The organism is Pseudoalteromonas holothuriae (genome assembly GCF_945859825.1).
GTDB classification, from domain to species: domain Bacteria; phylum Pseudomonadota; class Gammaproteobacteria; order Enterobacterales; family Alteromonadaceae; genus Pseudoalteromonas; species Pseudoalteromonas holothuriae.
In genome coordinates this window covers 243425-267388 of sequence record NZ_CAMAPC010000003.1, presented here as the reverse complement: position 1 = coordinate 267388, position 23964 = coordinate 243425, and the positions used below count along the sequence as shown (strand labels likewise).

The 23964-nt window shown below is 39.5% G+C and carries 21 protein-coding genes; 4 read left to right on the top strand and 17 right to left on the bottom strand.

What is annotated here, in order from left to right; translation table 11 throughout:
* Nucleotides 1-58: 58 nt before the first annotated feature.
* From OCI93_RS05465 to OCI93_RS05450, 4 genes are all read right to left on the bottom strand, one after another.
* Nucleotides 59-2011: a methyl-accepting chemotaxis protein gene (locus OCI93_RS05465; RefSeq protein WP_261591230.1), complete on the bottom strand. Its 1953-nt coding sequence runs from the start codon at nt 2009-2011 to the stop codon at nt 59-61.
* 235 nt (nt 2012-2246) lie between these two features.
* Nucleotides 2247-3560, bottom strand: a complete 1314-nt coding sequence (locus tag OCI93_RS05460) for a sigma-54-dependent transcriptional regulator (protein ID WP_261625954.1) — start codon at nt 3558-3560, stop codon at nt 2247-2249.
* Nucleotides 3557-4084 carry a hypothetical protein gene (locus OCI93_RS05455; protein ID WP_261625953.1) on the bottom strand — a complete coding sequence of 176 codons (528 nt, stop codon included), beginning with the start codon at nt 4082-4084 and terminating at the stop codon, nt 3557-3559. Before OCI93_RS05455 ends, OCI93_RS05460 begins: the two co-directional genes overlap by 4 nt.
* Complete coding sequence (locus OCI93_RS05450) at nt 4077-5516, bottom strand: HAMP domain-containing sensor histidine kinase (RefSeq protein WP_261625952.1); 1440 nt, start codon at nt 5514-5516, stop codon at nt 4077-4079. Before OCI93_RS05450 ends, OCI93_RS05455 begins: the two co-directional genes overlap by 8 nt.
* Before the next feature lie 312 nt (nt 5517-5828).
* Here OCI93_RS05450 and OCI93_RS05445 point away from each other — a divergent pair, with 312 nt between their 5' ends.
* From OCI93_RS05445 to OCI93_RS05435, 3 genes are read left to right on the top strand one after another with little or no spacing between them, the layout of a single operon-like run.
* Nucleotides 5829-6050: an EF-hand domain-containing protein gene (locus tag OCI93_RS05445; RefSeq protein WP_261591531.1), complete on the top strand. Its 222-nt coding sequence runs from the start codon at nt 5829-5831 to the stop codon at nt 6048-6050.
* A 56-nt stretch (nt 6051-6106) separates the two neighbouring features.
* Nucleotides 6107-6328: an EF-hand domain-containing protein gene (locus tag OCI93_RS05440; protein ID WP_261591234.1), complete on the top strand. Its 222-nt coding sequence runs from the start codon at nt 6107-6109 to the stop codon at nt 6326-6328.
* A 10-nt stretch (nt 6329-6338) separates the two neighbouring features.
* Entirely contained in the window at nt 6339-6545 is a 207-nt protein-coding gene (locus OCI93_RS05435) for an EF-hand domain-containing protein (protein ID WP_261591235.1), read from the top strand.
* Nucleotides 6546-6849: 304 nt separating this feature from the next.
* Here the strand turns inward: OCI93_RS05435 and OCI93_RS05430 are convergent, their stop codons facing one another.
* The gene (locus OCI93_RS05430; RefSeq protein WP_261625951.1) at nt 6850-7575 is read right to left on the bottom strand and encodes a hypothetical protein; all 726 of its coding nucleotides are present in this window, start codon (nt 7573-7575) and stop codon (nt 6850-6852) included.
* Between the two features lie 632 nt (nt 7576-8207).
* Here OCI93_RS05430 and OCI93_RS05425 point away from each other — a divergent pair.
* Nucleotides 8208-8666, top strand: coding sequence for a hypothetical protein (locus OCI93_RS05425; protein ID WP_261625950.1), 459 nt, complete (start codon nt 8208-8210; stop codon nt 8664-8666).
* A gap of 25 nt (nt 8667-8691) precedes the next feature.
* On the opposite strand, the gene OCI93_RS05420 is transcribed toward OCI93_RS05425, so the two are convergent.
* The 12 genes from OCI93_RS05420 to OCI93_RS05365 all read right to left on the bottom strand — a co-directional run bounded on the left by OCI93_RS05420 (nt 8692) and on the right by OCI93_RS05365 (nt 23840).
* Nucleotides 8692-9252, bottom strand: a complete 561-nt coding sequence (locus OCI93_RS05420; protein ID WP_261625949.1) for a YolA family protein — start codon at nt 9250-9252, stop codon at nt 8692-8694.
* A gap of 187 nt (nt 9253-9439) precedes the next feature.
* Nucleotides 9440-9907 (bottom strand): GNAT family N-acetyltransferase, encoded by a 468-nt coding sequence (locus OCI93_RS05415; RefSeq protein WP_261625948.1) that lies wholly within the window; start codon nt 9905-9907, stop codon nt 9440-9442.
* A 384-nt stretch (nt 9908-10291) separates the two neighbouring features.
* Nucleotides 10292-10885, bottom strand: coding sequence for a hypothetical protein (locus OCI93_RS05410; RefSeq protein WP_261625947.1), 594 nt, complete (start codon nt 10883-10885; stop codon nt 10292-10294).
* 246 nt (nt 10886-11131) lie between these two features.
* Nucleotides 11132-13138, bottom strand: coding sequence for a YcaO-like family protein (locus OCI93_RS05405; RefSeq protein WP_261625946.1), 2007 nt, complete (start codon nt 13136-13138; stop codon nt 11132-11134).
* 6 nt (nt 13139-13144) lie between these two features.
* Complete coding sequence (locus tag OCI93_RS05400; protein ID WP_261625945.1) at nt 13145-13906, bottom strand: phytanoyl-CoA dioxygenase family protein; 762 nt, start codon at nt 13904-13906, stop codon at nt 13145-13147.
* Nucleotides 13899-15008, bottom strand: a complete 1110-nt coding sequence (locus OCI93_RS05395; protein WP_261625944.1) for an amidohydrolase family protein — start codon at nt 15006-15008, stop codon at nt 13899-13901. The genes OCI93_RS05400 and OCI93_RS05395 overlap by 8 nt, the downstream gene beginning before the upstream one ends.
* A gap of 58 nt (nt 15009-15066) precedes the next feature.
* Nucleotides 15067-15789, bottom strand: coding sequence for a hypothetical protein (locus tag OCI93_RS05390; protein ID WP_261625943.1), 723 nt, complete (start codon nt 15787-15789; stop codon nt 15067-15069).
* Nucleotides 15790-15792: 3 nt separating this feature from the next.
* Complete coding sequence (locus OCI93_RS05385) at nt 15793-19896, bottom strand: TOMM system kinase/cyclase fusion protein (protein WP_261625942.1); 4104 nt, start codon at nt 19894-19896, stop codon at nt 15793-15795.
* A 242-nt stretch (nt 19897-20138) separates the two neighbouring features.
* Complete coding sequence (locus tag OCI93_RS05380) at nt 20139-20915, bottom strand: hypothetical protein (RefSeq protein ID WP_261625941.1); 777 nt, start codon at nt 20913-20915, stop codon at nt 20139-20141.
* 115 nt (nt 20916-21030) lie between these two features.
* Nucleotides 21031-21303, bottom strand: coding sequence for a hypothetical protein (locus OCI93_RS05375; RefSeq protein ID WP_261591250.1), 273 nt, complete (start codon nt 21301-21303; stop codon nt 21031-21033).
* Nucleotides 21300-21641 carry a gamma-glutamylcyclotransferase family protein gene (locus tag OCI93_RS05370; protein ID WP_261625940.1) on the bottom strand — a complete coding sequence of 114 codons (342 nt, stop codon included), beginning with the start codon at nt 21639-21641 and terminating at the stop codon, nt 21300-21302. The genes OCI93_RS05375 and OCI93_RS05370 overlap by 4 nt, the downstream gene beginning before the upstream one ends.
* Nucleotides 21642-21692: 51 nt before the next feature.
* On the bottom strand, nt 21693-23840 hold the full coding sequence (locus OCI93_RS05365) for a DUF6351 family protein (protein ID WP_261625939.1): 2148 nt from the start codon (nt 23838-23840) through the stop codon (nt 21693-21695).
* Between the last annotated feature and the right edge of the window lie 124 nt (nt 23841-23964).

Here is a 23964-nt window from a genome sequence, read left to right as displayed (position 1 = left end):
CCTTTAATAATTAACATAAAGTGACTAAATGAGAGGGCGTTTAGTCACTTTCAAAATATTAATCGATATGAAAACGACCAACGAGTTGATCGAGACTTTTTGCTAAGTCTACTAGAGATTTGGCACCATCAGACAAGCTATCTGAGGCTTGACTGACTTGAGTAACAGATTGTGTCAGCCCAGCTATTTGGTCATGCGTTTGGCTTGCAGATGAACCTTGCTGTTGGGCATCCTGCGCGATAGTCGAAATTAAATCTTTCACTTTGGTCACACTACTGGCAATGTTTTCAAATGCTTGATGGGCTTCTTCTGATTGTGCAATTGCTTCATTGGAAGCACTTACACTTTCAGTCATTTTGGCTGAGACTGAACGAGTTTGCTCAATGAGTTTGGTAAGTACTTGTTCAATTTCTTGTGTGGCATCATGAGAGCGTTGCGCCAGTGTTCTTACTTCATCTGCAACTACCGCAAAACCTCGGCCTTGCTCGCCTGCTCTAGCTGCCTCAATAGCGGCGTTTAATGCCAGTAAGTTTGTTTGCTCAGCAATACCCCGGATCACACCTAAAATATTAGTAATGTTATTACTTTCACTTTCAAGGTGAGAAATCTCAGTGGCAGAGGCGTCCAAAGAGTTATTTAGCTGCGCCACTTGATTAACGGTGTTGCTAATTAAGGTATTGCCAGAGTGAGCAAATTGGTCGGTTTGTGCAATTTCATCTAATGAGCCTTGGCAGTTGTGACTGACATTCTGCGCCATATGATGTACCGATTCAGTGTTGTTTGCCGCTTGATTAGCCGTGCCTTGTTGGCTTCGACACTGGCTTTGTATATCGTTAATTTGATTTTCAAAGTGTTGAGCTGCGTTATTGAGTGTATGTGCATTTTGTTGGATGTCTTTAACCAAAGAGTTAATCGAGCTTAAAAATTGATTAAACCACGTTGCAAGTTCACTAATTTCATCGTTACCAATAACTTGTAAGCGCTTAGACAAGTTACCTTCGCCTTGCGCTATGTCTCTGAGCCCTTCTGAAACACGTTCAATCGGGTAGACAATTTTATTCGCGAGCGTGACCGCGATGATACCAAATATAACCAGCATAACTAACGCGATGAGCATGATGCTCCATGACATGCTGTAAGCTGACGATAAAATTTCATCTTCATCAATCACGGCCACAAAGCGCCAATTTAGCTTTTTAGAGTCGTATATCTTAGCGTCGACCGTTTTATCATCCATCTCCACGCTAATGTAGGGTTGGTCAGCCGACGATGCTATCTGGCTATAAAGTGGAATGTCTAAGTCGCTAATATTTTTAAAATTGTTTTCTGGTCGCTTAGGGTCGGCTAAAATGGTGCCTTGACCGTCTAACAAAATGAGGTAGCCAGTTTCGCCTAACTTTATGTTGCTTACTATGTCGGTTAATGTTGATAAAGTAACATCTAAAGATTGGACGCCAGAGAATTTTCCGCCATTAAAAATACCCGTGGCAACCGAAACCATTGCTTGCCCGGTGACGCCTTGATAAGGCTCTGTGATAATTACCTCTTTGGGGTTGATTTTGGCGTTTTTGTACCATGGACGTTTACGCGGGTCATAATTGCCTAGAGGCTCTGCTGGGTATTGAATAAATCCGCCTGTTTCAGAGCCCATATAAACAAATAATAGTTCGGGGTGAGTTTGCCCAAATGCCGTGTAAAACTCAAAAATTTCCCCCTCTTGCGGAGAATTTTGCAGTGGGGTCATGGGCTTCTCAGCATCAAAGTATTGCGTGATGTTATCTGGCACTGTGCTAACGGCTTTGTGCTGGGCCAAAAAGCGTGCGTTGTTCTTCATTTGATCGAAAAACAACACAAAGGTATTTTCAATTTGCCGCATTTCACTGCTAGAAAAGTCTAAAAAGCTATTGAGAGACTCTTGTTTGGTTTTTGATATGCTTACTGCAGAAATAGCTAAAATAGGCACGATAACAGTGAGCAAAAAACTGACGATTAGTTTTTGGCGCATTCTCATAAGGTGCTCCTGTAATTGGTCTGTTTGCAGGTGTGCTAGTGTTGTTGTTGATTAGTTATCACCTGCAAAGGGGTTGTCATTGTGTTACGCACTGTTTGACTGAGTGTGCTTTTACGCTCAGATATATTTAGCTACTTTGCACGATAACTAAACGTTAATAAACGTCAAAAGGGCTTTTTAACGTTTATTACAGTATAGATACAATAACGAGTAACGCACCGTTTCGCTATATTTTCTAGCAACTTATTTGATGTTTTTTAATCAGCTTATAAAAATCAGAGCGATTACGCTGTGCAAGTTTGGCGGCTTCGGCCACATTGCCTTGGCATAATGACAGTACTTTTTTAATATAATCGTATTCAAACTGTTTTTTTGCATCGTTGAGCCCTTGAAAGCTCACTTGGCCGAGATCTGGAATGGCTCCCTGTATTGTATCTGCGGTTATCAGCTTGGATGAACTAAACGCAACAGCATGCTCTATGATATTTTGCAATTGCCGAACATTGCCAGGCCACTGGTAGTTTAATAAGCAGGTCATGGCTTGCGGACTAATTATTTTTTGGCCTTCACTGATGCGCGACACAAATCGATTGGCTAAAAGAGGAATATCTTCAGGGCGCTCATGTAGGCTGGGTAGATGAATAGATACCACATTGAGTCGATAATAAAGGTCTTCTCTAAATTCTTTATCAGCAACGGCTTGTTGTAAATTTTTATGGCTTGCTGAAACAAAACGAATATCGATTTGCTGCTCACAATGTCCGCCAACTGGGCGTACGCTTCGCTCTTGCAGCACACGAAGTAGTTTAACTTGCAAGTCCATAGGCATGTCGCCAATTTCATCTAAAAACAAAGTGCCACCATAGGCACTTTGTACCAAACCAACCTTATCTTGCATTGCACCGGTAAATGCGCCTTTTTTGTGACCAAATAGTTCTGACTCAAGTAAGTGAGCAGGCACTGCGCCGCAATTTATGGCAACAAAAGGTCCGCTACTGTAGTTACTTGCTTTATGAATTGCATTGGCTGTTACTTCTTTACCGGTACCGCTGGCCCCTTGAATTAAAATATTAGCTTGGCTTGGGGCAAGTGCTTGAATGTGCTGTACCACTTGGTGCATAGCATTGCTTTGATAAATGAGTCCGTGAAAGTGTTGCTTGTTAACTGTGCTGTCGCGTTTTTTACTATTTTTGAGGGTATTGTCTATGGCTTCAAGTAATGCTTTGCTTTGTATCGGCTTACTTAAAAAGCTCACAAACCCTTGTTGCATGGCATCGACTGCATCAGGGATTGAGCCATGCGCGGTCATCATAATGACAGGTAGCCCAACGTGGTTTTTTTTGATGTTCTCAAATAATTCAAAGCCATCCATGTGAGCCATTCGTAAATCAGTGATCACTAAATCAATCGCATTGTGTTGCAGTAACTGTAGCGCTTGTGTACCTCTATGCGCTGTTAGTACATCATAATTGTTGGCTTCTAAGCGCATCGCGAGTAACTCGATAAGTGATGTATCATCGTCTACAAGTAATAAGGTATTACGGCTCATGGTTGTATTCCTAACTGGCTATTTTCAATGTCTGAGGGGGATGCTAAGCGTTGTTGCTCGATTTGGGCGAGTTTTTGCTTTAAATTTTTCAATGCAAGTTGCGTATTATGTAGGGCACTTTGGTGCTCAATTAATTGCTTTTTTAATTCAATATTATTGAGTTTATGTTGCCTTAATACAGACGTTTGCTGATGCAACATTGCAAAGTAGCTTAGGTAGGCTTGCGGCCAATCATCTTGTTGATGCAATTGGGCAATAAGTCGCAACTGTGTTGTGGTTGATTCTTCTGAGCAAAAAGCGCTGAAAAAGAGATTGAGTTTTTTAGCAGAACGATAACCTGCCAAGGGGCTGTAAAAATTGCCATCACATGCACTTTGATGGGCGTGAAGCAATGCATCAAGTGGTGCAAATTGTGCGTACTTAGCATTGGTTGGACCAACAAAAGGAAGCTGTTTATCTGATGAACTGATTGATTGGCATGCAACTAACGAGTATGTCATCAAGATCAATAGTAGGTTACGCATTTGAAAGCTCTCTTTGAATTGGAAATTGAATACATATATGGCTGCCTGTCTGGGCATGTTGCCACTTTACAGTACCGTGTAGTTGTTTAACGCATTCCGCAACAATCGCCAAGCCCAAGCCACTGCCGTTATGTTGTTCGCTGTGTTTGCCACGATAAAACGGTTGCATGAGTTTGTGTTGCTCAGATAAATCAATACCTGGACCATCGTCTATAACGCTTAATTGAACTTGCTCTTGTTCTATTTGAGAATGTATTTCGATATGTGAATGTGCATATTGCAATGCATTACCTAAGAGCTGCGTTAAGATCAATTTAATTGGTAAGTAAGGTAGTAAAGGCGCTGAGTCTTCATGGTTCCAATGTATGCGCAGGCGAGAGTCATTGATTTGCTGCTCAAAATGTTTGATTAATTCGAGTTTAATCTGATCAAAAGAATACAGTTGTTGTGACAGAGGATGATTTGCTGCGCTGTAATTTAGTAAGTCATCAATTAATGTGGCCAAACGAGACAATGCGCCATCCATAATATTAATGATACGTTGTTGAGCTTTGGTTACAGTGCCAAAGCTATCACTTTGCAGCAAACTATTTCCTTCAGTTAATGAGGCCAGAGGCGTTTTTAGCTCGTGACTTACGTGACGCAAAAAAGTGTCTTTTTGTTTATGGCTTAGGTGCAACTCCTCTCTTAGCCAGTCAAGCTCTTTGCCTAATGCCACAAATTCTTCGCTGCCGTGCAAAGTGATGGGCTTGGCAAAATTACCTTCACCGAGTTGCAATATCACCCGCTCAAGTGCATTGAGCTGATTGGTCACTTTGCGGATCACAATTAAAGAGATCACAATCAGTAAGGGGATGAATAAAAACAATCCCGCTAAAAAATACTGGTTAAGCGTTGAAAACGCGATAGCCTGTTGGCTTAAACTATCTTCTATTGCTTTGTGTAAAGGCTGCTCTAGCTTTAATAATTGCTGCTGAAGTTTAGCGTAATCTACATTTAAAACATGTGTTTTTGGGGCCAGGTTTTGCAACTGTTGCCATTTAGCAACTATTTGCTCGGACACATGTGATTTTTTTAAAAATTCAATACGTTTGTTGGTGACTTGCCATTTTTCTTCAATACTTTTTTGCAGTTGTGCATTGTTTAACAGTTGATTGTTTAAGTGGGCTTTTTCAAGCGCTGATATATCACCTTTTAGTGTGTTAAAAGATAAAACAAGCGACTGATTTTTATGGTAAATATGGTTTGTTTCTTGTTGGTGCTGTGCGACTTGCTGTGCATACCACAAGGTTAGTATTACTATGGGAACAAGCGCTAATAACATTGCACGCTTTGCTTGCTGGCTTAAGGACTGAGAAAAAAACTTCGCTGGTGAGTTTTTAATGCCTACTAAGTTTAAAGTACTTGGCCACTTTAACCGATTTGTACCCACTAATCACTCCTTATTTAAACCGCAAGTTGCTAAAAAGCAACACCTTAACTCATTGATTTAAAGTATGTTATTTGTTTTCTAATAGTCTGCTGTTGCTATTAAGCAACAAACTGTCTTAATCGTCACTGAATTGCGCAGGCTGATATTTCATAACCTTATGTTTTATATTGTTTTTTAATTTCTGGCATTAAAGTTGGAATAGTTAGGGCGACACAAACAATCGCTCTACGACGGGCAAATCGTTTTATGCCGTAAAAGTCACTAGTGAGTAGGCACTAGTTTGACTGTGAGCAGAACATAAGGAATCAAATGATGAAAAACAGTTTAATTACAATTGCATTTTTAGCCGTATCAGTAAGCGCAGCAGCACAGGCTGGCGACACATTTTCAACACTTGATACTGATAATAACGGGTCAATCAGCTTAGCTGAGTCAAAAGTACTACCCGCGTTGATGGCAAAGTTTAAAGAGTTAGACACCGATGGTAATGGCGAGCTGAGCGCACAAGAGTTCGCAAGCTTTAAAAGTGAATAACGCCTTTTTTTATCAGGCTACCAGCCACAGCTAAAAATTAATATTTGGAGTACAACATGAAATTAAGCCACGTTTTTACGTTAACAATCGCGTCATTGATAAGCACGGTAGCGCTTGCTGAAGAGGTCACATTTCAATCATTAGATAGTAATAATGATGGTGTGATAAGCCCAACTGAAGCACAAGTATCAACTGAGCTAGCTAAACAGTACCGCAAGCTTGATAGCAACAAAGACAACGAACTTAGCCCTGTAGAATTTGCTCACTTTAAAAAATAGGAGAGAAAACATGAAAACACTTAATACCCTTATTATCGCGATGGTTACAATGGCAAGCACAACTGCAATGGCGGCATCGTTTGCAGATTTTGATACCAATAAAGATGGTGTGATCAGTAAAAGTGAAGCCTCCGCATCTGAAAGTTTAATGAAACAATTTAATGAATTGGATGCGAATAAAGACGGTGAGCTGTCTGAACAAGAATTTAACAAGTAATCCCTAGAGAATCATTTCTCGTCCTAAAGCCCAGAGTGATCTGGGCTTTTTTGCGTTACTTGAATGAGTTTTAACTGAATCTGTCAGATTTGATCAAATATGACAATCGCATATGTGCCACTTTGAGCCGCTCAGCTAATCCAATATTAATTTTTCGTCACCGCGATAACAGATGTTAAACCAACTCATTTCTGGACAGGAATACGTTAGCGATGCTCGTGAAGGCATACTTTAAATAAAATGCCGCTCAGAGGAGTTATGTATTAGAAAAATATAAATCAACTAAGCTCTCAATGTTATTGTTCTAAAATCTGTAATCATTTAAAGGCCAAACTACATCTCTCTCAAATGATTGCATGTCCGTATTTAAAGTCAGCCCATCTAGCTCGTATGGAATTGCGCCCAAATATCCATTGGAAAATCTCCTAACAATATAACCACTAAGGTCTTTCTTATAATCGGTAGGTATGCACTTAGGCCATACACCACATAATAGCATTAAGTTAAACGATAAGTAGTGTCTGCCATAATTTGCACTTTCATATGAAATGGAAAGAGAGAGACCGTTCCCGTACTCGACCTGAATTTGTACTAGTTGATCATTCATCTTCAAACGAAAGTTTCCCAGTAAAAATATCAAACAGAAAACAAAGTCACGGAAGCGTAGTTCGTTTCTAGACTCTATCTCATGGTCAATCCCAATTAGCGCAAAGATAGCGCATAAACTATCCTTTACTTCATCAAGAGCGCTAATCCCGCTATTTCGTTGTTTCGGCAATTCTGCTCCATCAAAAGTTTTTAGAGTATTTTCATCAAAATAATCAATGATATCTTGGAATGAACTAATCACTAGACCTCGGTCTTTTTCATCCGGATGTGCTAAAAAATCACCAAGTTCACGAAAGATACTTCCTTTAGGTGTGTAATCTCTAGCTAATACGATAAACATAGCAGTATCATCTTGATCAAAAGATCTATTAATGAATTTGTCATAGAACCGTTCAATATGATGATGCGTGTATTTATTCATTTCAGCAACTAACCTAACAGATTTTTTTCAGTCTATATGGATTAGATATTATCGGTCAAACTAAGGATAGGTAAAACGACATTGACTATCGTTTCAAACACGTTTTGGGGCATAAACGAGTTAGTTGAACGTCTGCTTTGAAGAGCTATAGACAAAACTTGTAAAGCTATTGAGCGACCGTTGTTCGCTCATATCTCGTCAACACCGCAAAATCAGATATGAGCTACTACAGTTAATTACATTACTTTGACCATTTGAATCATTTCTGGCTCAAAGCCTTGTTGTTGATAAAAGCCGCGTGTAGCGGTGTTATTTGCGGATACATTCCAAATGTAACCTCTAAGTGGTAAGTCTGCATTTAATTTGTGTGTAAGAGAGCTTGTTAGCTGTCGTACTTAGCTCTCCCTAATAACATAACTCAATGCTAATTGTTAGCGAATGACACATTACCTTATATTTGTATATCAGGGGTTTACTTGAAGTAAAGATCAATACACTCGTTAAGTGATGCTGACCTGTATAGTTTAATATCTAGAATACTTGGCACGCTAATATGTAAATAGGTACTCATATTGGAATATAATTTGCTTTATTTAGGGGGTATGACAAAGCAATTAGTATAAGGAATAATCATGGCCACTTTCGGAATTAATAGCAACTTTCAGACTTCTCAATATAATCAAAGTGTTAAACTAAGTAACGCGAGTGCAACAAAGCATGTAGAACAACCACCGAGGCAAGAAATTGCCAGCGTACAGCACCGCTATCCAGAAAGAGAATTTGACTTTACAAATATGACATTGGCTGAGCAGTCTAATGCGGCGAAAACGCTATACGATAAAGGCGTATTATCCATGGGGGAAATGGCTTTTATGACAGGACGTTATGGGCTTATTGAGCATGACGGGCAACTAGGTGGCACCACTTTAAAACAAGCAAACAGTGAGCGCTTTGACGTTATAGCAAATATGAAAGAAAACCTTGCAACAGTACAAGGGCAAGGACAAGCAACTTCAGATGTTGTCAGCAATTATAAGGCATTGATTAGTAAATTAGAGGCATATCAATTTGGTTTAAATACAAGCGCTTAAGTAAGCGCTTGTATTTCATGCTCTATTATCGAATATAAAGTCGATCATCTTCTCTATTGTATGGGAAGTTGATTGATACTGCTTGATAGGTAGATGTGCCACTTGTGAAGTTGGTTTGTGTATTATGCCAGTAATTAATCCAACCGATAACCGTATTACCTGAATCTTTGATAGGCTCAGATTGCGCTAATGATAGGTTTGAGCCATTAAGCTGGAACCTTCTTGAAGATGGCGTAGCATAACCATATTCGACTGTGACGGCATAAAACTCGCCACCATGGTCTTCATTGGTTGAAAAATCACCAACAGCAACATAGTCCCATGATGGAGATTGTGCTGATAAAACACCACGGATCTCTAAGTAAGTCAGTTCAGGTGCAGGTGCCATAGGCACAATTTCACCCTTACTCTTTAGAGAGTCGATGTATAGTTGATAATTTTCATGTGTGTTGAGTACTTCTTTTTTTAGAGTTTGTTGATACGCGAGGAATCCAGACTCTTGAACAACGCTTTCTAATGAAGGTAATTGACTTGCAATGGTTGAAAATGTGCTGAACGCAGCTAATCCTAATAAAAACTTTTTCATGTGCTATATCCTTATTCAGTTTGTTAAATTGAGTACTGCGTGAATTACTATACTTCAATACAGTAGGAATGATAGCAAAAGGTGTTTTTATTGTTAATAGTTTGTTTTTGTTTCTCAAAAAAACCTGTATTTTTTTGATTTTAAATAAAAATTTCTGGTGTTGAGGTGGCTTTATTTTATCACTATTTTATATTACTTTGACCATCTGAATCATTTCTGGCTCAAAGCCTTGTTGTTGATAAAAGCCGCGTGCAGCGGTGTTATTTGCGAACACTTCTAAATGCAACAAACGACAACCTAACTTTTTAGCCCATTGCTCTGCTGATGTCATAAGTTGTTTGCCAAGCCCTAGGCCTTGTGATTTTGGGGATACTGCCAGTAGGGGCACGGTGGCACACAATTCACCTGAAATACCATCTGTGTGAGTACGTACATGTATGAAGCCCAATGTTGTGCTGTCTACCTCAGCGATTAAAGTGAGGGTTGGCTTATCTGTGGGTGTGAGCATCTGTGCAATGTATTCGTCTTGCATTTTTTTAATGGCTTGATCAGTGTGCCACGGCAGTTGCGCAACTTCGGCCAAGTGAGGAGATAGTGAAAAGATAAAAGGGTGATCTCCCGTGTGTGCTTCTCTAATGATTACCTGATGTTGCATGTTGTTCTCTGGTTGTTTTGCCCAAATTAAAGTGGTGAGATAAGTAAAAACTTCGATCTTTGAACCTATTCTAATAACATAATTTGAAGCCAATTGTTAGGGGCGTGTAGATCTTTGCTGTGTGTTGTTGCTGCAGTCACTCGGGTATTTTTACAAGGCGGAACCTGCATCCATAGGTATTCTATGTTAGCCAGATGATAACGTAGAAAAAAAATGCCCGAATGGCGCTACCCAAAGGGTTCAAGCAAAGGCTTCCACTACTTTGTCATTCGCAACTAACATAAACCACTATGCTGCATTGCTCATTCTTTGTTATACAAGCCTTTGATTTTAAATAAATTTATACCTCAAGGGTCAACAACCCCTAGGCTTTTTAAAGCTCTGTTAAAAGCGATAGGTAATATTGGCACTTGCCTGAAATTGACTCAGTGAGTCGCTATCAAAGTGCCAGCTACACGTGTCGGTTGTTTCTGGGTCGTCATCGCAGTAGATAACTGATGTGTTTTTTACAATCGTAGCAATCCATCTAATTTCTGTGCCAACACTAAAGCCTGCACCCAACTTGTAATCAAGCCCTGCAAACAGCCCTGTTGCAAAGAAATTATCATCATCAACAAAGTTAGTTGTGATGCGATTAACACCCAATTGTGCACCAAAGTAAGTGTGTAAGTTATTTGTGATTGGACGATACACGGCACTTTGAAATAGTAAAAGCTCAGAGTCTACTTGGTGTTGTGAGCTATTTTCTAACTCACTTTCAAAGTTACTATAAAAAATACCATACTTAGCACCATCGATATGCCTGTCGATACTGACTGCAAAGTGCGCATCGTCAGCTAGTTCATGTTTTTGACCTTTACTAGTGGTCAGCTTTTGACTATAAGTTTGCCCAGCATATGCGGTAATACCAATATCAGCAAAACTAGGTGCTGAAATAAACGCCGCGCTGGCCAAAGCAGCCGTTATTAATTTGTTCATAAGAACCTCCCTTTAAGTCGGCCTTCGTTGAGGCCGATGTAAAATAGTTATGTTTTATACCAATTGCACTAAGTAAATGACCAGACATTGCGATAGATAAATGGCTTAGTAACAAGGAGAAATTTCGGTATGTAGTTATTTTACATAGTAAAATTTCTGCTTGGCTATCGACAAGGTTGCATTGCCACAAAATAGCTCACTTAATTAAACGCATTGGCATTAATGACGGCAATTCTACATTAAATATCAGATATATAAACCTTGTTGGTTGATAGTTTCTTCTGTTAAAGGCTCTGTCAGCCAGCCTAACTTGACGGGGGTGTTGTAAAGACGCGGATTACCGAGTTGAGGCCAAATATGGCAAAGGCCGGGGACAAACACTTTAGCTGTGTGCAGTGGTGATTCAGTGCGTTTATAATCAAATGCTACGCTTTCAAGGTTTAAATCATGAAGACGTTTCACAATATTTATAATGTCTAGCTTAAGATTATTTGCAGAATCAATTGCATAATGCTGCACTGTAGTATTATGTGCGGTTAAGAAGTAATCATCTATTATTGCGTCAAAGTTGAATGGGGCTGAGTTTTGATCGCGAATAGGTATTAACTGACATAATTCGGTGAGTGCTCTTTGAGCCGCTAACTCTGGTTTTAAGTGGCAGCCGAAGCCAAATGTCCAGCCCTGAGTCTTTTTATCTTTGCCAATAGCAGCCATCACAGGTATACCTATATCATTAGTGATATCCAACACCCAATAATGATGAGTGGTGTCAAGGGTGGCATGAAGTGGTGTAAAGTAAGTAGTGTCTAACTGGGTTAAGTCAAAGTTTGGCCTTTTTATTTTGTTATACCACCAAATAGCGGTTGCATCTCGCTCTATCAGTTCAAATAACGCCTGTAAGATAGCTTCTTCTAAATTGTTTCCTGTTGCGCAGCCATTTGAATTCCAGCACCCGAATTGTTCTTCATGCAAGGGCATATTAGCAAAGCATAATACATTGGGTATATAAACGCTTTCATTATGTGTTAATGACCAGCATGGTTGCCAATGAATTGCAGTGTTATTATATTCATGTGCGGCTTGTTTTCGTTTTGACTCTGAATTTGTAATGTCTTTGAAAAATCCATACTGCGTATTACTATATGGGGTGAGGCTTTGAAATAAATAATGTCTTGCATTGAGGTATTGGGGCGTGGTTAAAATACCCACATCAGTATCTCTGTACTGTGCATTTTTCCGTTCAAGTGCTTCACAAAGTGCACTTGCTTTAGATTGAGTTATCTCTACACCTTTCCCTAAACATGTTTGATTGAAATTATCGATAGTCGCGTTGGAAACGTTTTGGTGATTTTGTTTATAAAAAGCAGTTTTATAGATTTTTATCGGTTGAGCATTGTCAACTAAGATAGAAAGTTGATTAATTAGCCCTGTATAGCGATTGACATAGGGTAAAATTTTACTCACCGTCTGCTTAGCTGATACTGTGCGAGAGCCGCCATCGTCATCATAGTTAATCAGGCAATCCTTTAAATATATTTCATGTGAACAAATCGGTTGTTCCTCAGGTTGCGGAATATAATAACTTTCAATTTCGCGGGTACTAGTGATAACTGTGCATTCTTGATGGCGAATCAAGTTATTTAGTAGATGTTTCGATACCTCCAATGCTCCATCATTGTAGGGGCTATATGTTTTTGAAATGCGCGCTTGAGTGTGACTTATAAAGTTTATTAGTGGGAGGTTTTGCAGTCTAGCGTCTAAGTATGCTTCCAAAAGGTGCTGTGTTGATTCAAAAAGTACTGGGCTAATTACGAAGTTGTCGTAGAAGTCTTCAATAATAATGAAAGGTGATAATGCTTTGGTAAATTCACTATTGATTTGTGAAATATCTTTAGTGATGATGATATTGTGTATATCAAGTGTGTTAAAGATTTCTGCAAAATGTGGGCATTGCTCTTGTTTTATAACTTTAACACTAGGGATTAGTTCAGAGCTTATAGGTGATACCGCCTCGTGGATTAGCCCAGTTGAAAGCATGTAGTCTAAGTAGTAGTGAAAAGATGACTTATCATAAGTATTTATCAGAAGTTTCTCAATTTGGGAGGCCGTTTTTGTTCCATCGATAAATTGAATAAACGGTAACTGGGCGCTGTCTAAAATATAATTAACCGTACTGCTAGATAAAAAAATTTTTGTGTTAGTGTGGCTTGCGAAAGTAAATTTGGGGTGCCAAAGTAGATAGCGTGCATTCATAATTAATTATTTCTCAAATAATACAGGACAGTAAAAGTCGTTGTTTAAAATTTGTTTATAACCATAGTCATTTTCCGTTTCTTTTACTTGTAAGTGTTCTGTGCACACGCCAACAGATAATGCAGCTCTTGGTGTTAGACTGTGGTTACTCTTACTACCATGGATTAGGTCCCAGTGATGCATAGCAAAAGCTCCTTTGTTGAGAGTCAGTGCATGTTCACTCCACTGGCCTTGGGAAGTGTTTGAAATGCGCATGGCTTCTTTTTCTAACTCAAGTGCTTGTGCACCAACAGGCGTTTCAAATTGATGTAAATGATGAGATTGTGATACATAGCATAGTGAGCCTGTATCAGGTGCTACATCAACTAGAGGGATCCATAATGTCGCAACTCCGCTTTTAAAAAAAGGCATATGTTGTGAATCTCTATGCCAACCAACATTAAGTCTACTGCCTACACCATGAGGCTTATAATATAATTGGCTCCCCCAAACGCGTACTTTATTGCACTTAAGAATATGTGCAATTATTTGACCGATATGGCTATGGATAAGCAAATTATTAAATGCACTGCTACAAAGGTGAGGCTGAGCAACACGGATCAGTGCACCATTTTCATGTCCATTGACAATACCCCAGTGATTTAATCCTGTATCGCTCTTATTGCAAAAGAGGTCAGGAATTGATTTGAATGCAGCATCAATCAATTTGTGTGCAATACTTTTATCATCGAAGAGATGGAACCCTTTATCTTGATAGTGGTTATTCATGTGGCCACCCAAAACATTCAAGTGGGTTTTGCAAGAGTGTACGTTCGACGTCTTGGCTTGATAAACTTTGCTCTTGTGTTAGGGCATTAGTATTAAAGCCTTGGTGATCAGGGTGTGGAAAGTCCGAACCAAATAATAACTTGTCATTACCAATCCAATTAACGACTTCATCCAGACAAGGTTCACCAACTTCAAAGCTAACGTAGCAGCTATTTTTAAAATAAGCAGAAGGCTTCTTTGGTAATTTATCTTTTACAAGAGCCGGAAATTCTGGGTAACAGATATTGTCTAATCTCCACAGCCAATAGGGTAACCATGCAGCGCCAGCTTCTAAGAAAATAAACTTCAGTTGCGGATATAGCTCAAAAACATTCCCTTCCAATAGGCTCAAAAATACCACTTGTGCTTCCAGCACATGTGAGCAAGCATGTAAGCTAAATCGTGTGTCAAACCTATCAGCTCCAATTGTGTCTCCATGCAAGTGTGTGCCACCATGAAAAGCGATATTAATATTGAATTTTTGACAAGCTGCCCAAAACTCAAAATAGACCGATTCTCCTAAGTGATATCCGTTTATTGGCTCTGGACGAATAGTAATGACTTTAAAGCCTTGTTTAGCAATTAACTCTACTTGCTTGGCGAGTGTGCTGGTATTGTGACGGCTAACCATTGCAGCAGGTATGAGGCGATTTTTGTCTACCATACAATAGTCTAATATCCAACGATTGTATGCTTGAGCATAGGCAAGTGATACTTGCTCTGGCACTTGTTTGTGGTTAACGATATAGCCAGTAAAGGTAGGAAAGATAAGCGCTTTCTCTACACAGTCTTGGTCCATACTTTGTAATTGACCTAATCCACTCATGGCCAGTTTACGAGCAGTAGAATTTTGTGGACGTAAAGCTGTTTCTAGTTGGATATCACGATTCCAGTGTTTTAAAATAGGAATCTCACCAATGTAGTAGGTTGGAGGTAAATCCACCTGAGCTTCAAAATGATGTTTAAAGTGAACAGGGTATTGTTGATACACTTGATTGTCTAAGTACTTTTCCCATATAAAGAGCGGCTCCATAACATGCCGATCACAATCGAAAATTCTCATAAAACTGCCTAGAAATATAGAGGGATACAGCGCACTAGGTACGCTGTAATTTAAATCATTAACAAGAAGTGAAAGGTTGGCTACGACAAATATCCATGAAGTCACTTATTGCTTGTGATTCGATCATTGATTTTTGATCTTGGTTTAATGATTCGGGCAAGCTTGGCTTTGGTGGGATAGTTACAATAAAGCAACCTGTTAGCTCACTCATGTTTTCAAACTGCCACCCGTTATGAAGTGATGATAGTTCATTTTCAGACTCTATATTGTTTAGTCCAAGCTGTTCGGAAAGGTGCTTACGAATTTCTGCGTCAGTTGGTTGGTCAACACCTTCAACGACACTTGTTACAGACTCAATATCACAAGTAGTTGGGAATTCAGTGTTGTTGACAATATATTGAGGGCAGGGTTTAAGGGATTCAACAATTTTTTCAGCTTCTTGGCTTTGCGATATAGCGCTAATAGTGCCGCCCTCATCTGCGCTACCATGAGAGAAAGTGACTGAGTCACCTTTCTTAATTACAAAGCGGACTTTCGTTTGATAAGCAGGGATCTGTGGAAAAAAGCCGAATTTCGCCAAGTAATACTCAGGGAACTTAACTATGTAGCTTAACTCCTTGTCGTTATCCCAGTTTTTCCAAGTATATGCGATCATTCTTCCAAGTGCAGAGTGCCAGGCACTAATAGCTAAAACATTATCAACAGGTGTAGGGGTGTCGCAATCAGCAGTGCTATTGAACCCATATCTAGTACCTAATTTATGTGTTTTTTGCTCAGACATTTTTTAATTCTCCTTTGTAAAAAGCACTTTTAATTCATTAAAAAGTGGACTATTTAAAGTTTCTTTATGGTTAGAAAACCATGTGTACAATTTTTTTAACTCTGTTAGGTTCTCTGTCGTATTGGCTAATTTATAAAGTAGGTAACGACTTTCTAACTCAAAGAATTTAGCATCTTGAGATTGAGCATCAGAAATCGATTCGCTTAATAACTTAATGATTCCATCAGTAGCTTGGCTATATTTTAGATACAGGCACTGTGCATAAGTTTTTTTTACAAACGGAAGTACTGAGTGCTCACCTTGTTTTATACACCGTTCTAATGATGTCTGAATCAGGTTGATTGCCTCTTCTAATTTACCTTCTTCTATATAAGCTTCTGCTAAATGAGTTACATAGTAGCCAGTAGCAAAAGTTTGTCCTGTTTCTATTTGTTTGTTTAGAGCGAGTTGAGATAGTATGGTTTCTCTAGCTGATGAATAGCTATAACACTCTAAATAATGAAGGTGGAAGACATTTCCAGTTGCTTGTTTGGAGTATTTATCATTAAATCTCTCCCAGTTACTTACTACATATTCATGTTGTTTCAAAAATATGTGATACAAGGCAATGAAGATGTTTGCAAAAACAATTTCACCTATTGAATCCAACTGCTCACCTATTTTTTCAGCTGCATAAGCAAATTCTTTAGCTTTTGATAACTCACCTAAATGTAAATAGTTATATGATGCTAGCGCTAGAATTTGTACTTTGATATTCATACCATACTCTAAAGCCAGAACATCATCTTGATCATCTTCATAAAGAGAAAGTGCTTGCTCATATAACTGCTTTGCTTTTAATAAATCACCATCAATGTTGTATGCTTGCGCTAGGTGTACTAAGACAACGACCTTATCTTGCCGAGTACCGTATTTTGTTACATCTGTTAGTAAATCTTCACCAAGTTTTCTGGCTTTAACTCGATGAGAAGCATAGTGTGCCGACATAAATAGTGTCCACTTGCTTTTTTTGTACATATCAAATAGTTGCTGCTTTTCATTAGATGAGAATAATTCATTTGTTGTGATTCTTCCTACGTGTTCTCCCCACTCAAGAACTCGCTCTGCGCCATAGCCGAATAGGGTCATAATAGAAGGAAGCATAGACTTATAAATATCTAATTCTTTAAGTAAGCTATTTTTATTAGTAGTACCTTGAAATTCATCCCAGCACAATGCTTCATCACTAATTTCAATGGCAGACATATGAGCTGAGCTTTTTACTTGTTTATCAATAGCTTTTAAACGGTATTCTACGGCTTCATCGAACTGATTTGCTTTGTGAAAGTGAGCGGATATGATTAAAGGCTCAATCATCATTTCATTAGACATATTAGTCATCGAGTGAGCAACTTTCTGATGAAAATTAACTCTAGATTGTGTATTACTACTCTCATAAGCCGCATCTCTGACCAGCGCATGTTTAAAAATATAACTATCGTTATCTACTCTTCGCTGGTGGATGATTAAGTCGTTTTCTATGAGTTCATTTAAGTCGTTTTGAACTTGGTTTTCGCTTAGGGGCGAGGCGGCAACGAGTAGGTCGTATTCAAACTCTCGGCCAATGGTGGCGGCCAGTTGTGCGGTTTCTTTGGCGTAGAGTAAGCTGTCGAGTTTTTGTTGTAATGACTCTCGTAAGCTTGTTGGTACTTGGTCTAATTTATCAGGGCTTACAAAATCAATGGTGCCATTGCTATCAGCAACCAGTCCTTTTTGTTTTAGCATACCGACTAATTCTTCAATAAACAGTGGAATGCCGTCGGTTCTACTGACCAATACATCTAACACATTGCGGGCAACACTATGGCCGTCGAATAGTTTAGCAATAAAGTCTTCGGTGGCTTGTTCTGTGAGCTTTTTAAGATTCACGTCCATTAAAGTTAAATCTTGTAGCTGGCTTGGAATATCTTGTCTTGAGGTGCTAAGTAATACGTGCCCTGAGGTAAGCTTTTGCGCAAAGTGATGCAAAAACTCAAGCGTGGCGCTGTCAGCCCAATGAATGTCTTCAACAATATAGAGCTTGAGCTCGTTAAGCGAGTGTTGGTTGGCTAATAACAATGCACTTAAACCATTGTAAAGTAGCTCTTTTTGAGCATCAGGTGCCAGTGCTGAGGGTTGTAACTCTTCTCCTAACTCAATATTTAACCATACCAGTAAAATTGGTAAAGTTTGATCAATGTTAAGGGTGCTGTCTTGCTCCTTAAGGTGCTTGCTAAATAACGCACATGCGTTTTTTGTATCAAGGTTTGTGGTGTTAAATAGGTAACGAAGTAGAGTCAATATTGGGTAGAGTGCATTGTTTTGATGCTCAGGTAGGCATTGTGCAACAAGGTGTTGAAATTGCGCAGAATTAGCACGTATTTCTTGCAATAGTCGCGATTTACCAATGCCTGCTTCACCATGAATATGGGCAATGCGGGTGTTATTGTTATCGGCTTTTATTAACGAGAGTGTTTGTTCAAGCTCTTGGTGGCGGCCAATTAGCTCATGATTATTACGTGTACCACGCATAAATCCAAAGGCTTCTACTCGGCGTTCACCCACTAAATTATACACATCAATAGGGTCAAAAATTGGCCCCATTTGGGCTTGTCCGTAGCTGGTAAATTCAGAGTATGAGTCGAGAATAGCCCTCGATTCTGCGGTACAGAGAATTTGCTTTTCGCCGGCTTCTCGGGACAGTGCGACTGCAATGTTGGCATTATAGCCTTCAGGCACCGCGTTGGCGTAAGTGATAAATACCCCAGTATGCATGCCAAGGTGCACGTTGATAGCCACATTATGTGCTTCATGCATTAAAGCATTACGTTTACTGAGTTCACTGACCATTTCAAGTGCGGTACGAGCGCATAATCGAGTGTCGTTATCACTGGTCACTGGGTAGCCGTAATAAAACAAGCAGGTATCTGATAAGTTTCCCACATGGTAAGCGCCATAGCGTGTGGCTATATCAATCAGGTTATTGCGCTGAGATTTGTAAACAGTATCTATTACATCGTAGTCTTTATCGCTGTTATTCAGTGCTTTTACACTTAACCGTACCGCAAGCACTGTTAGTTGTTTTCGCTCAGTCAATGCAGTGTATTCTTGCAGCGCTCTGTGGTTTGGGTCATCATCACGAATCAGTACGGTGGTGTCGTCAAAGCCATGTTGCGCATTAGCATCTGCAAGTACGCCAACTAGGTTTGAGACGTTAATAGAGGATAAATCTGAATATATTTCGTTGCCTGTTATCACGCGCTCAGTGGCATTTTTATGTAATACACGGCGCAGTAATTCAGCCAATGGGTGGCCTAGCAATGCGCTGGGAATAGGAATATGTACATCGCTTAATTGCTTATGATAAATTGATGCAATACTGTTACCTGTGACGGCGGGTAACCCTGTTAAGCATTCTAAAAATACTAGACCCCACACGTACAAGTCAGATTTTGCAGACGCAGGTTCTCCACGCAGTTGCTCAGGTGCGCTATAAGAAGGCGTGCCGAGTGTTTCTTGCGTAAGTGTTAAGGTATTAAAGTCTGGTTGGCGACTCTCAGTTACCAGCGTACCAATGCCGAAGTCTAAAATCTTAGCGTGAATTTTGGCACCTGAGTTGGTCAACATGATGTTGGCAGGCTTTATGTCGCGATGAATAATCCCTTTTTGATGAGCATGAATAAGTGCATCGAGCACTTGAAGCATCACATCAGTGGCGGTCACAGAGTCTAGTGCGTGCTCGGTGGTTAAATGTTCACGCAGCGATACGCCTTCAACATATTCAAACACCCCATATAAAATGTCCTCGTTCACTTGGCCTCTATCTAACAAACGCACAATATGAGGGTGTTGCAATTGGCTACTTAGTTCAGTTTCGCGTTTGAATCGCTCAATATAACGTTGTTTTTTTTGTTCTTCACAATGGGGCTCTAAAGCTAAAAACTTGATAGCGACTAACTGGTTGGTGTTTTTGTGTTTGGCTTTAAACACTTTACCAAAGCCACCTTCACCAATCTTATGGAGCAGTTCATAATGCTCAGAATTGAAGCTCGAGGTGATAAATTCGTCTGAAAATTGTGTGAGCGACATAACTTAAGTATTCCAATAAAGAACTTGCAACCAGATCCTTTGATAAACTTCCTAGTTACAATTCAATTTTAATTTTTATTGGCAAGAAAACTTATCCCTTCCATGCACTTGCCATACGTCGTTGAGTATAGCCTACCTTATCGGTAGAACTTTAGGGAACTTAAATTACATATTTGTTAATTATTTTTGGAAATCTTTGATAGAAGCAAGTGTCTGCGAGTGACACTTGCTTAAAAAGCGGGTTATTTGATAGTTATGTTGATGTTTTCTAATATTTTGGTTTGTGTGGCGTACGTTCTGCTACTTGATGCGTAGCGGCCATCAACCGAGCCATAACGCCTGCGTTCAAAACTAAATTTAACCGTACAGGTAAAGTTACTGTTTAGTTCTTCATTCTTAAAAAGGCCAATGGTTTCAAAATCAACAACCTGTATTCCATCATCTTTTATATCATTATAATTATAAGATTTGGTGATTTCTTTCTCACCATGCTTGCAAGTACTATCAACGTTTATTTTAAGTGATTGATCGCCTATAATTTTCGTTGCTTTAGCCCATCGCAGCTCCAAAGCGCTATCTGCAGAAAATGTTTGGTAAGCCTGTGGCGCAAGTATCAAAATAGGTTCTGGAAGTGTTACTTTGCTACTAAGCGTAACTTTATCTTTGGCTCTATAAAGCCTAATTTCATACTGAGTATCAGCTTGGTAATATGGAAAGTTTGCTCGATAATCAATATCAAAAATCTTGTTATCTTTGTCCATATTTTTAGTCATGTTTGCTGAAATAGCATTGTTTGTTGCTGTGACCGAGAGTTTATCTCCTTGCACTAAATTTATATTGTTGCCGTTTCTGCTACTTACGTTGAGTTCTGCAACAACTTTGCTGATATCACCATCAGACTTAACCAAAATATCAGACCAAATAGCCTCGGTTTTAACTAAGTTTGAATTAGTATCTGAAGAGCATGCGCTGACGAGTAGGCTGCAAAGCGCAATAGTGCCTAATTTGAAATGAGACATAATATATCCTTATAGATATTTTTAAGAAATTTTGCAGATCGTACTTTAGAAACAAAAAGGTTTGAATATGTAAATACAATTAATAACAATTTCGCACAAATTCTAACCGCGCTGTTTAGTCAAGCAATGTGATTTTAAGTTGAGTTGCTTTAAGTGTGCAGTTAAGTGCTGATAAATGTGTATTTAATACTTGAGTGGCAGTTTGCAATTGAGTTGCACTTAAGCTCTGCGAACAAAACAGTTGCACCAACAGTGTTGTGTTTAACTTTTTTAAAGAGGCTGTATGGCTTAAGTAACAAAACTGAGGAAGCTCGTTTTTTAAGGTATTACACGCATTTGTGAGCAGTGAGGTTAATTGCTTTTCTAAGCGTTTTTCAGTTTTTGTCATAGTGGTTTAGATGCCGCGTAAATCCAACAACGTTTACCTGATTTAAGCTTGGCCTCTACGCGCACATAGTCATCTACTTCATAGTCATCGGCTTTGGTTAGCTCATCATCAGTCAGCGAATATACAGTGCCTTCAACTAGGTTATAGGTTTTACCAGTATACACTAAAATTGGATGAACATTTTTACCGCTACTGGCTATAACGGCTGGGTCGGTTATGGTTATTTCATTTACTAAGTAGCCCATTAATGTGTCTTTATGACCTTCGAGTTTTCTACCAAAAGAGTCTAATTGCACTTGAATTTGCTGCAGCGTACCATACGAAAAGAGCTGTTCCATGTTGTACCTTAGTAATGAGTAAGGCATAACTATAACAAAAAACCTTTTAAATTAAATGTCCTTTGGTCTGCCGATATCGCCTTGGCTATAATCACACACGCCTTGTGCAAAAATTGTTTTTAGAGCACTCACGTCTTGCTCGGACAAGTTAGTACCGTAAATACCGCGAGTGATTGCTAACTCAACATTTATTAAAGCACATTTAAACATGTCTCCTGCCCATGGCGCACCTGCTTCAATCCGACTTGTGCTGTACATAGGAAAACGCGATTGACACTGGCCCTCAATACGGTTATTCCATTGCCCATCAAAGACCTTTGGCCCTGCTGAATAAACACTGCCGTCTTCGTTAAAGCAACTGTCTTTTAGTGCTTTAGGTTTTGCTTTAACAACCTCTTCGGGCGTACCATGCTTGATACTTAATAGCCATTCATCCATCATTGCAAAGGCCTTAACGGTTGGGTCATATTCCTTGTGCGCTACCCAAATAATATGATTTTTGCTGTGACCTTGCATTTTCTCTATGCGTAAGCGGCTATAAAATGAGGCAGACATGTGATGCATATCGAGTTCATTCTCTAAGTAATGTCGGGCGTCTATTATAGGCAGGTGTACTTTACCTAAAAATACTTGTCCAGAACGATAAGCTGCTTGCATTGCTTTGACAGAGCCATGATGACGAGGCGCAACCCCATCTTGAGGTTGTGTAATGTTATCGCTACCCCACAGTGATAACCAAAGCGGAACCTTGGTGCCCAATGGTGTAATGATATGTTCTTTATGCATGTGTTCTTGAGCTTTCCATGCGCCTATTTGGCGATTAATATCTAAAAATTCATCCATTGAAATCTGCTGTTTAAGTAAGGCATTTATACCATATTGCACGCCAACGTTGTCCCAAGTGCTCAGGCCAAAACCTTGTTTATTAGTGCCAAGAATATGCTGCATATCTTGCCAATAACTCCAGTTAGTGTGTGCTATCACAGGTTTTGCAAAAAATTGCCTTAAAAAACCTTGTTTGGGGTTATTTATAAATGCAGATAGTCCAAAGTAACCGTTAATACATTCGCTATTGCCATCAGGGAAAGAGGGCACAAACCCTGCCATTAATTGGTTTAATGGTTGTAAAAAACCCGCGCGTTGAGGAAAGTCATTAATGGCATTCATGCCTTCAATTAGCCGTCTGCGCTCCCAATCTAACCACGACTTCCTATTGTCTGCTCTAAACGTAAAGTAGTTGTTGAGTAAGTCACAATCTAGCGCATAGGTGGTTTGGGTTATCATATCTGGGTAGCTATAAAGTGGAATGAGTCCATCTAAAATCCCGCTGCTATTTTGCGCAATCAGGTATTGTGCAAGTCCGCCACCAGAACCGCCAACACCGACGGTATAAAGCGGCTCACCATACAAGCTAGTAAATTGTTTTTTAACGCGCCGTGCGGTGTCTTCTGCCAATAGCATATTGTAGGTGTAACTGGTTTTGTTGCCGCTAGAGCTTATTACGGCATAACCATCAAGTAATTGCTGTGCTTGGCGCTGCATTACTTTCCAAGCATGCTGTCGACCTTGGCGGTAACCAATACCAGAGCCGCCATTAAATTGATAAATTAACCGCTTGTTCCATTGAGATTGCGTTAGTCTGTCACCTACTTCTTGGTTTGAAATTGGCATAATAAGGGTGTAAATGAAACGATTTATTGTGCCTCTTTCAACTCTAAATAGCGGTCCTTGATGGTGTTTAGCTTGGGTTGCACCGAGCTGTTTTGGAGTTAAGCTTTTATCCAAAGTGTAATACTCAAGCTTAGTTTTTAAAGCGCAATCTTTGCTGTACCCGATCATCTTATTATGTTGATCAAACACAGCAACACCATACCCTTGTTGGTTATCTACTTCAGGTTGCCCGAGCCCCGAGTCAACCGTCATGCAGAAAAATGGGTATTGATTTGGACCGGAATATAAGTTTGTTGATGGCCCTATTTGCCCAAGGTTGATGGGAAATGGATAGGGGTCCTTTGGGCGGGGTACTTGGGAAATGTGCGGATAAAAATCAAGCAATAAATTGCTTTCACTTGGGGCTATTGCCTGCACTTGTCTATGACTATATTCATCTTTTCTCAGCATAGGCCCATACAAAAGTATACAAACTATAGTCGTTGCAATTAATATAATGGATGCAATGTACTTAACGTATTTTTTCATAGCGCCACCTACTGCGTTTGGCTTATATACTAAGTTTAGGGCAGCAAAAAATGAGTCGTTGTTATCACTTTGTGAATTGTAGATAAGCCAATGAAGTGGTGCTAAATTTAGTCTTAAGCTGCGC

Coding starts and splice junctions, on each gene's coding strand:
- OCI93_RS05380 (WP_261625941.1), bottom strand. CDS start 20,915: ATGTCTCATTTCAAATTAGGCACTATTGCGCTTTGCAGCCTACTCGTC.
- OCI93_RS05420 (WP_261625949.1), bottom strand. CDS start 9,252: ATGAAAAAGTTTTTATTAGGATTAGCTGCGTTCAGCACATTTTCAACC.
- OCI93_RS05385 (WP_261625942.1), bottom strand. CDS start 19,896: ATGTCGCTCACACAATTTTCAGACGAATTTATCACCTCGAGCTTCAAT.
- OCI93_RS05445 (WP_261591531.1), top strand. CDS start 5,829: ATGAAAAACAGTTTAATTACAATTGCATTTTTAGCCGTATCAGTAAGC.
- OCI93_RS05410 (WP_261625947.1), bottom strand. CDS start 10,885: ATGAACAAATTAATAACGGCTGCTTTGGCCAGCGCGGCGTTTATTTCA.
- OCI93_RS05455 (WP_261625953.1), bottom strand. CDS start 4,084: ATGCGTAACCTACTATTGATCTTGATGACATACTCGTTAGTTGCATGC.
- OCI93_RS05370 (WP_261625940.1), bottom strand. CDS start 21,641: ATGGAACAGCTCTTTTCGTATGGTACGCTGCAGCAAATTCAAGTGCAA.
- OCI93_RS05390 (WP_261625943.1), bottom strand. CDS start 15,789: ATGTCTGAGCAAAAAACACATAAATTAGGTACTAGATATGGGTTCAAT.
- OCI93_RS05430 (WP_261625951.1), bottom strand. CDS start 7,575: ATGAATAAATACACGCATCATCATATTGAACGGTTCTATGACAAATTC.
- OCI93_RS05415 (WP_261625948.1), bottom strand. CDS start 9,907: ATGCAACATCAGGTAATCATTAGAGAAGCACACACGGGAGATCACCCT.
- OCI93_RS05405 (WP_261625946.1), bottom strand. CDS start 13,138: ATGAATGCACGCTATCTACTTTGGCACCCCAAATTTACTTTCGCAAGC.
- OCI93_RS05425 (WP_261625950.1), top strand. CDS start 8,208: ATGGCCACTTTCGGAATTAATAGCAACTTTCAGACTTCTCAATATAAT.
- OCI93_RS05465 (WP_261591230.1), bottom strand. CDS start 2,011: ATGAGAATGCGCCAAAAACTAATCGTCAGTTTTTTGCTCACTGTTATC.
- OCI93_RS05400 (WP_261625945.1), bottom strand. CDS start 13,906: ATGAATAACCACTATCAAGATAAAGGGTTCCATCTCTTCGATGATAAA.
- OCI93_RS05435 (WP_261591235.1), top strand. CDS start 6,339: ATGAAAACACTTAATACCCTTATTATCGCGATGGTTACAATGGCAAGC.
- OCI93_RS05440 (WP_261591234.1), top strand. CDS start 6,107: ATGAAATTAAGCCACGTTTTTACGTTAACAATCGCGTCATTGATAAGC.
- OCI93_RS05365 (WP_261625939.1), bottom strand. CDS start 23,840: ATGAAAAAATACGTTAAGTACATTGCATCCATTATATTAATTGCAACG.
- OCI93_RS05395 (WP_261625944.1), bottom strand. CDS start 15,008: ATGAGAATTTTCGATTGTGATCGGCATGTTATGGAGCCGCTCTTTATA.
- OCI93_RS05375 (WP_261591250.1), bottom strand. CDS start 21,303: ATGACAAAAACTGAAAAACGCTTAGAAAAGCAATTAACCTCACTGCTC.
- OCI93_RS05460 (WP_261625954.1), bottom strand. CDS start 3,560: ATGAGCCGTAATACCTTATTACTTGTAGACGATGATACATCACTTATC.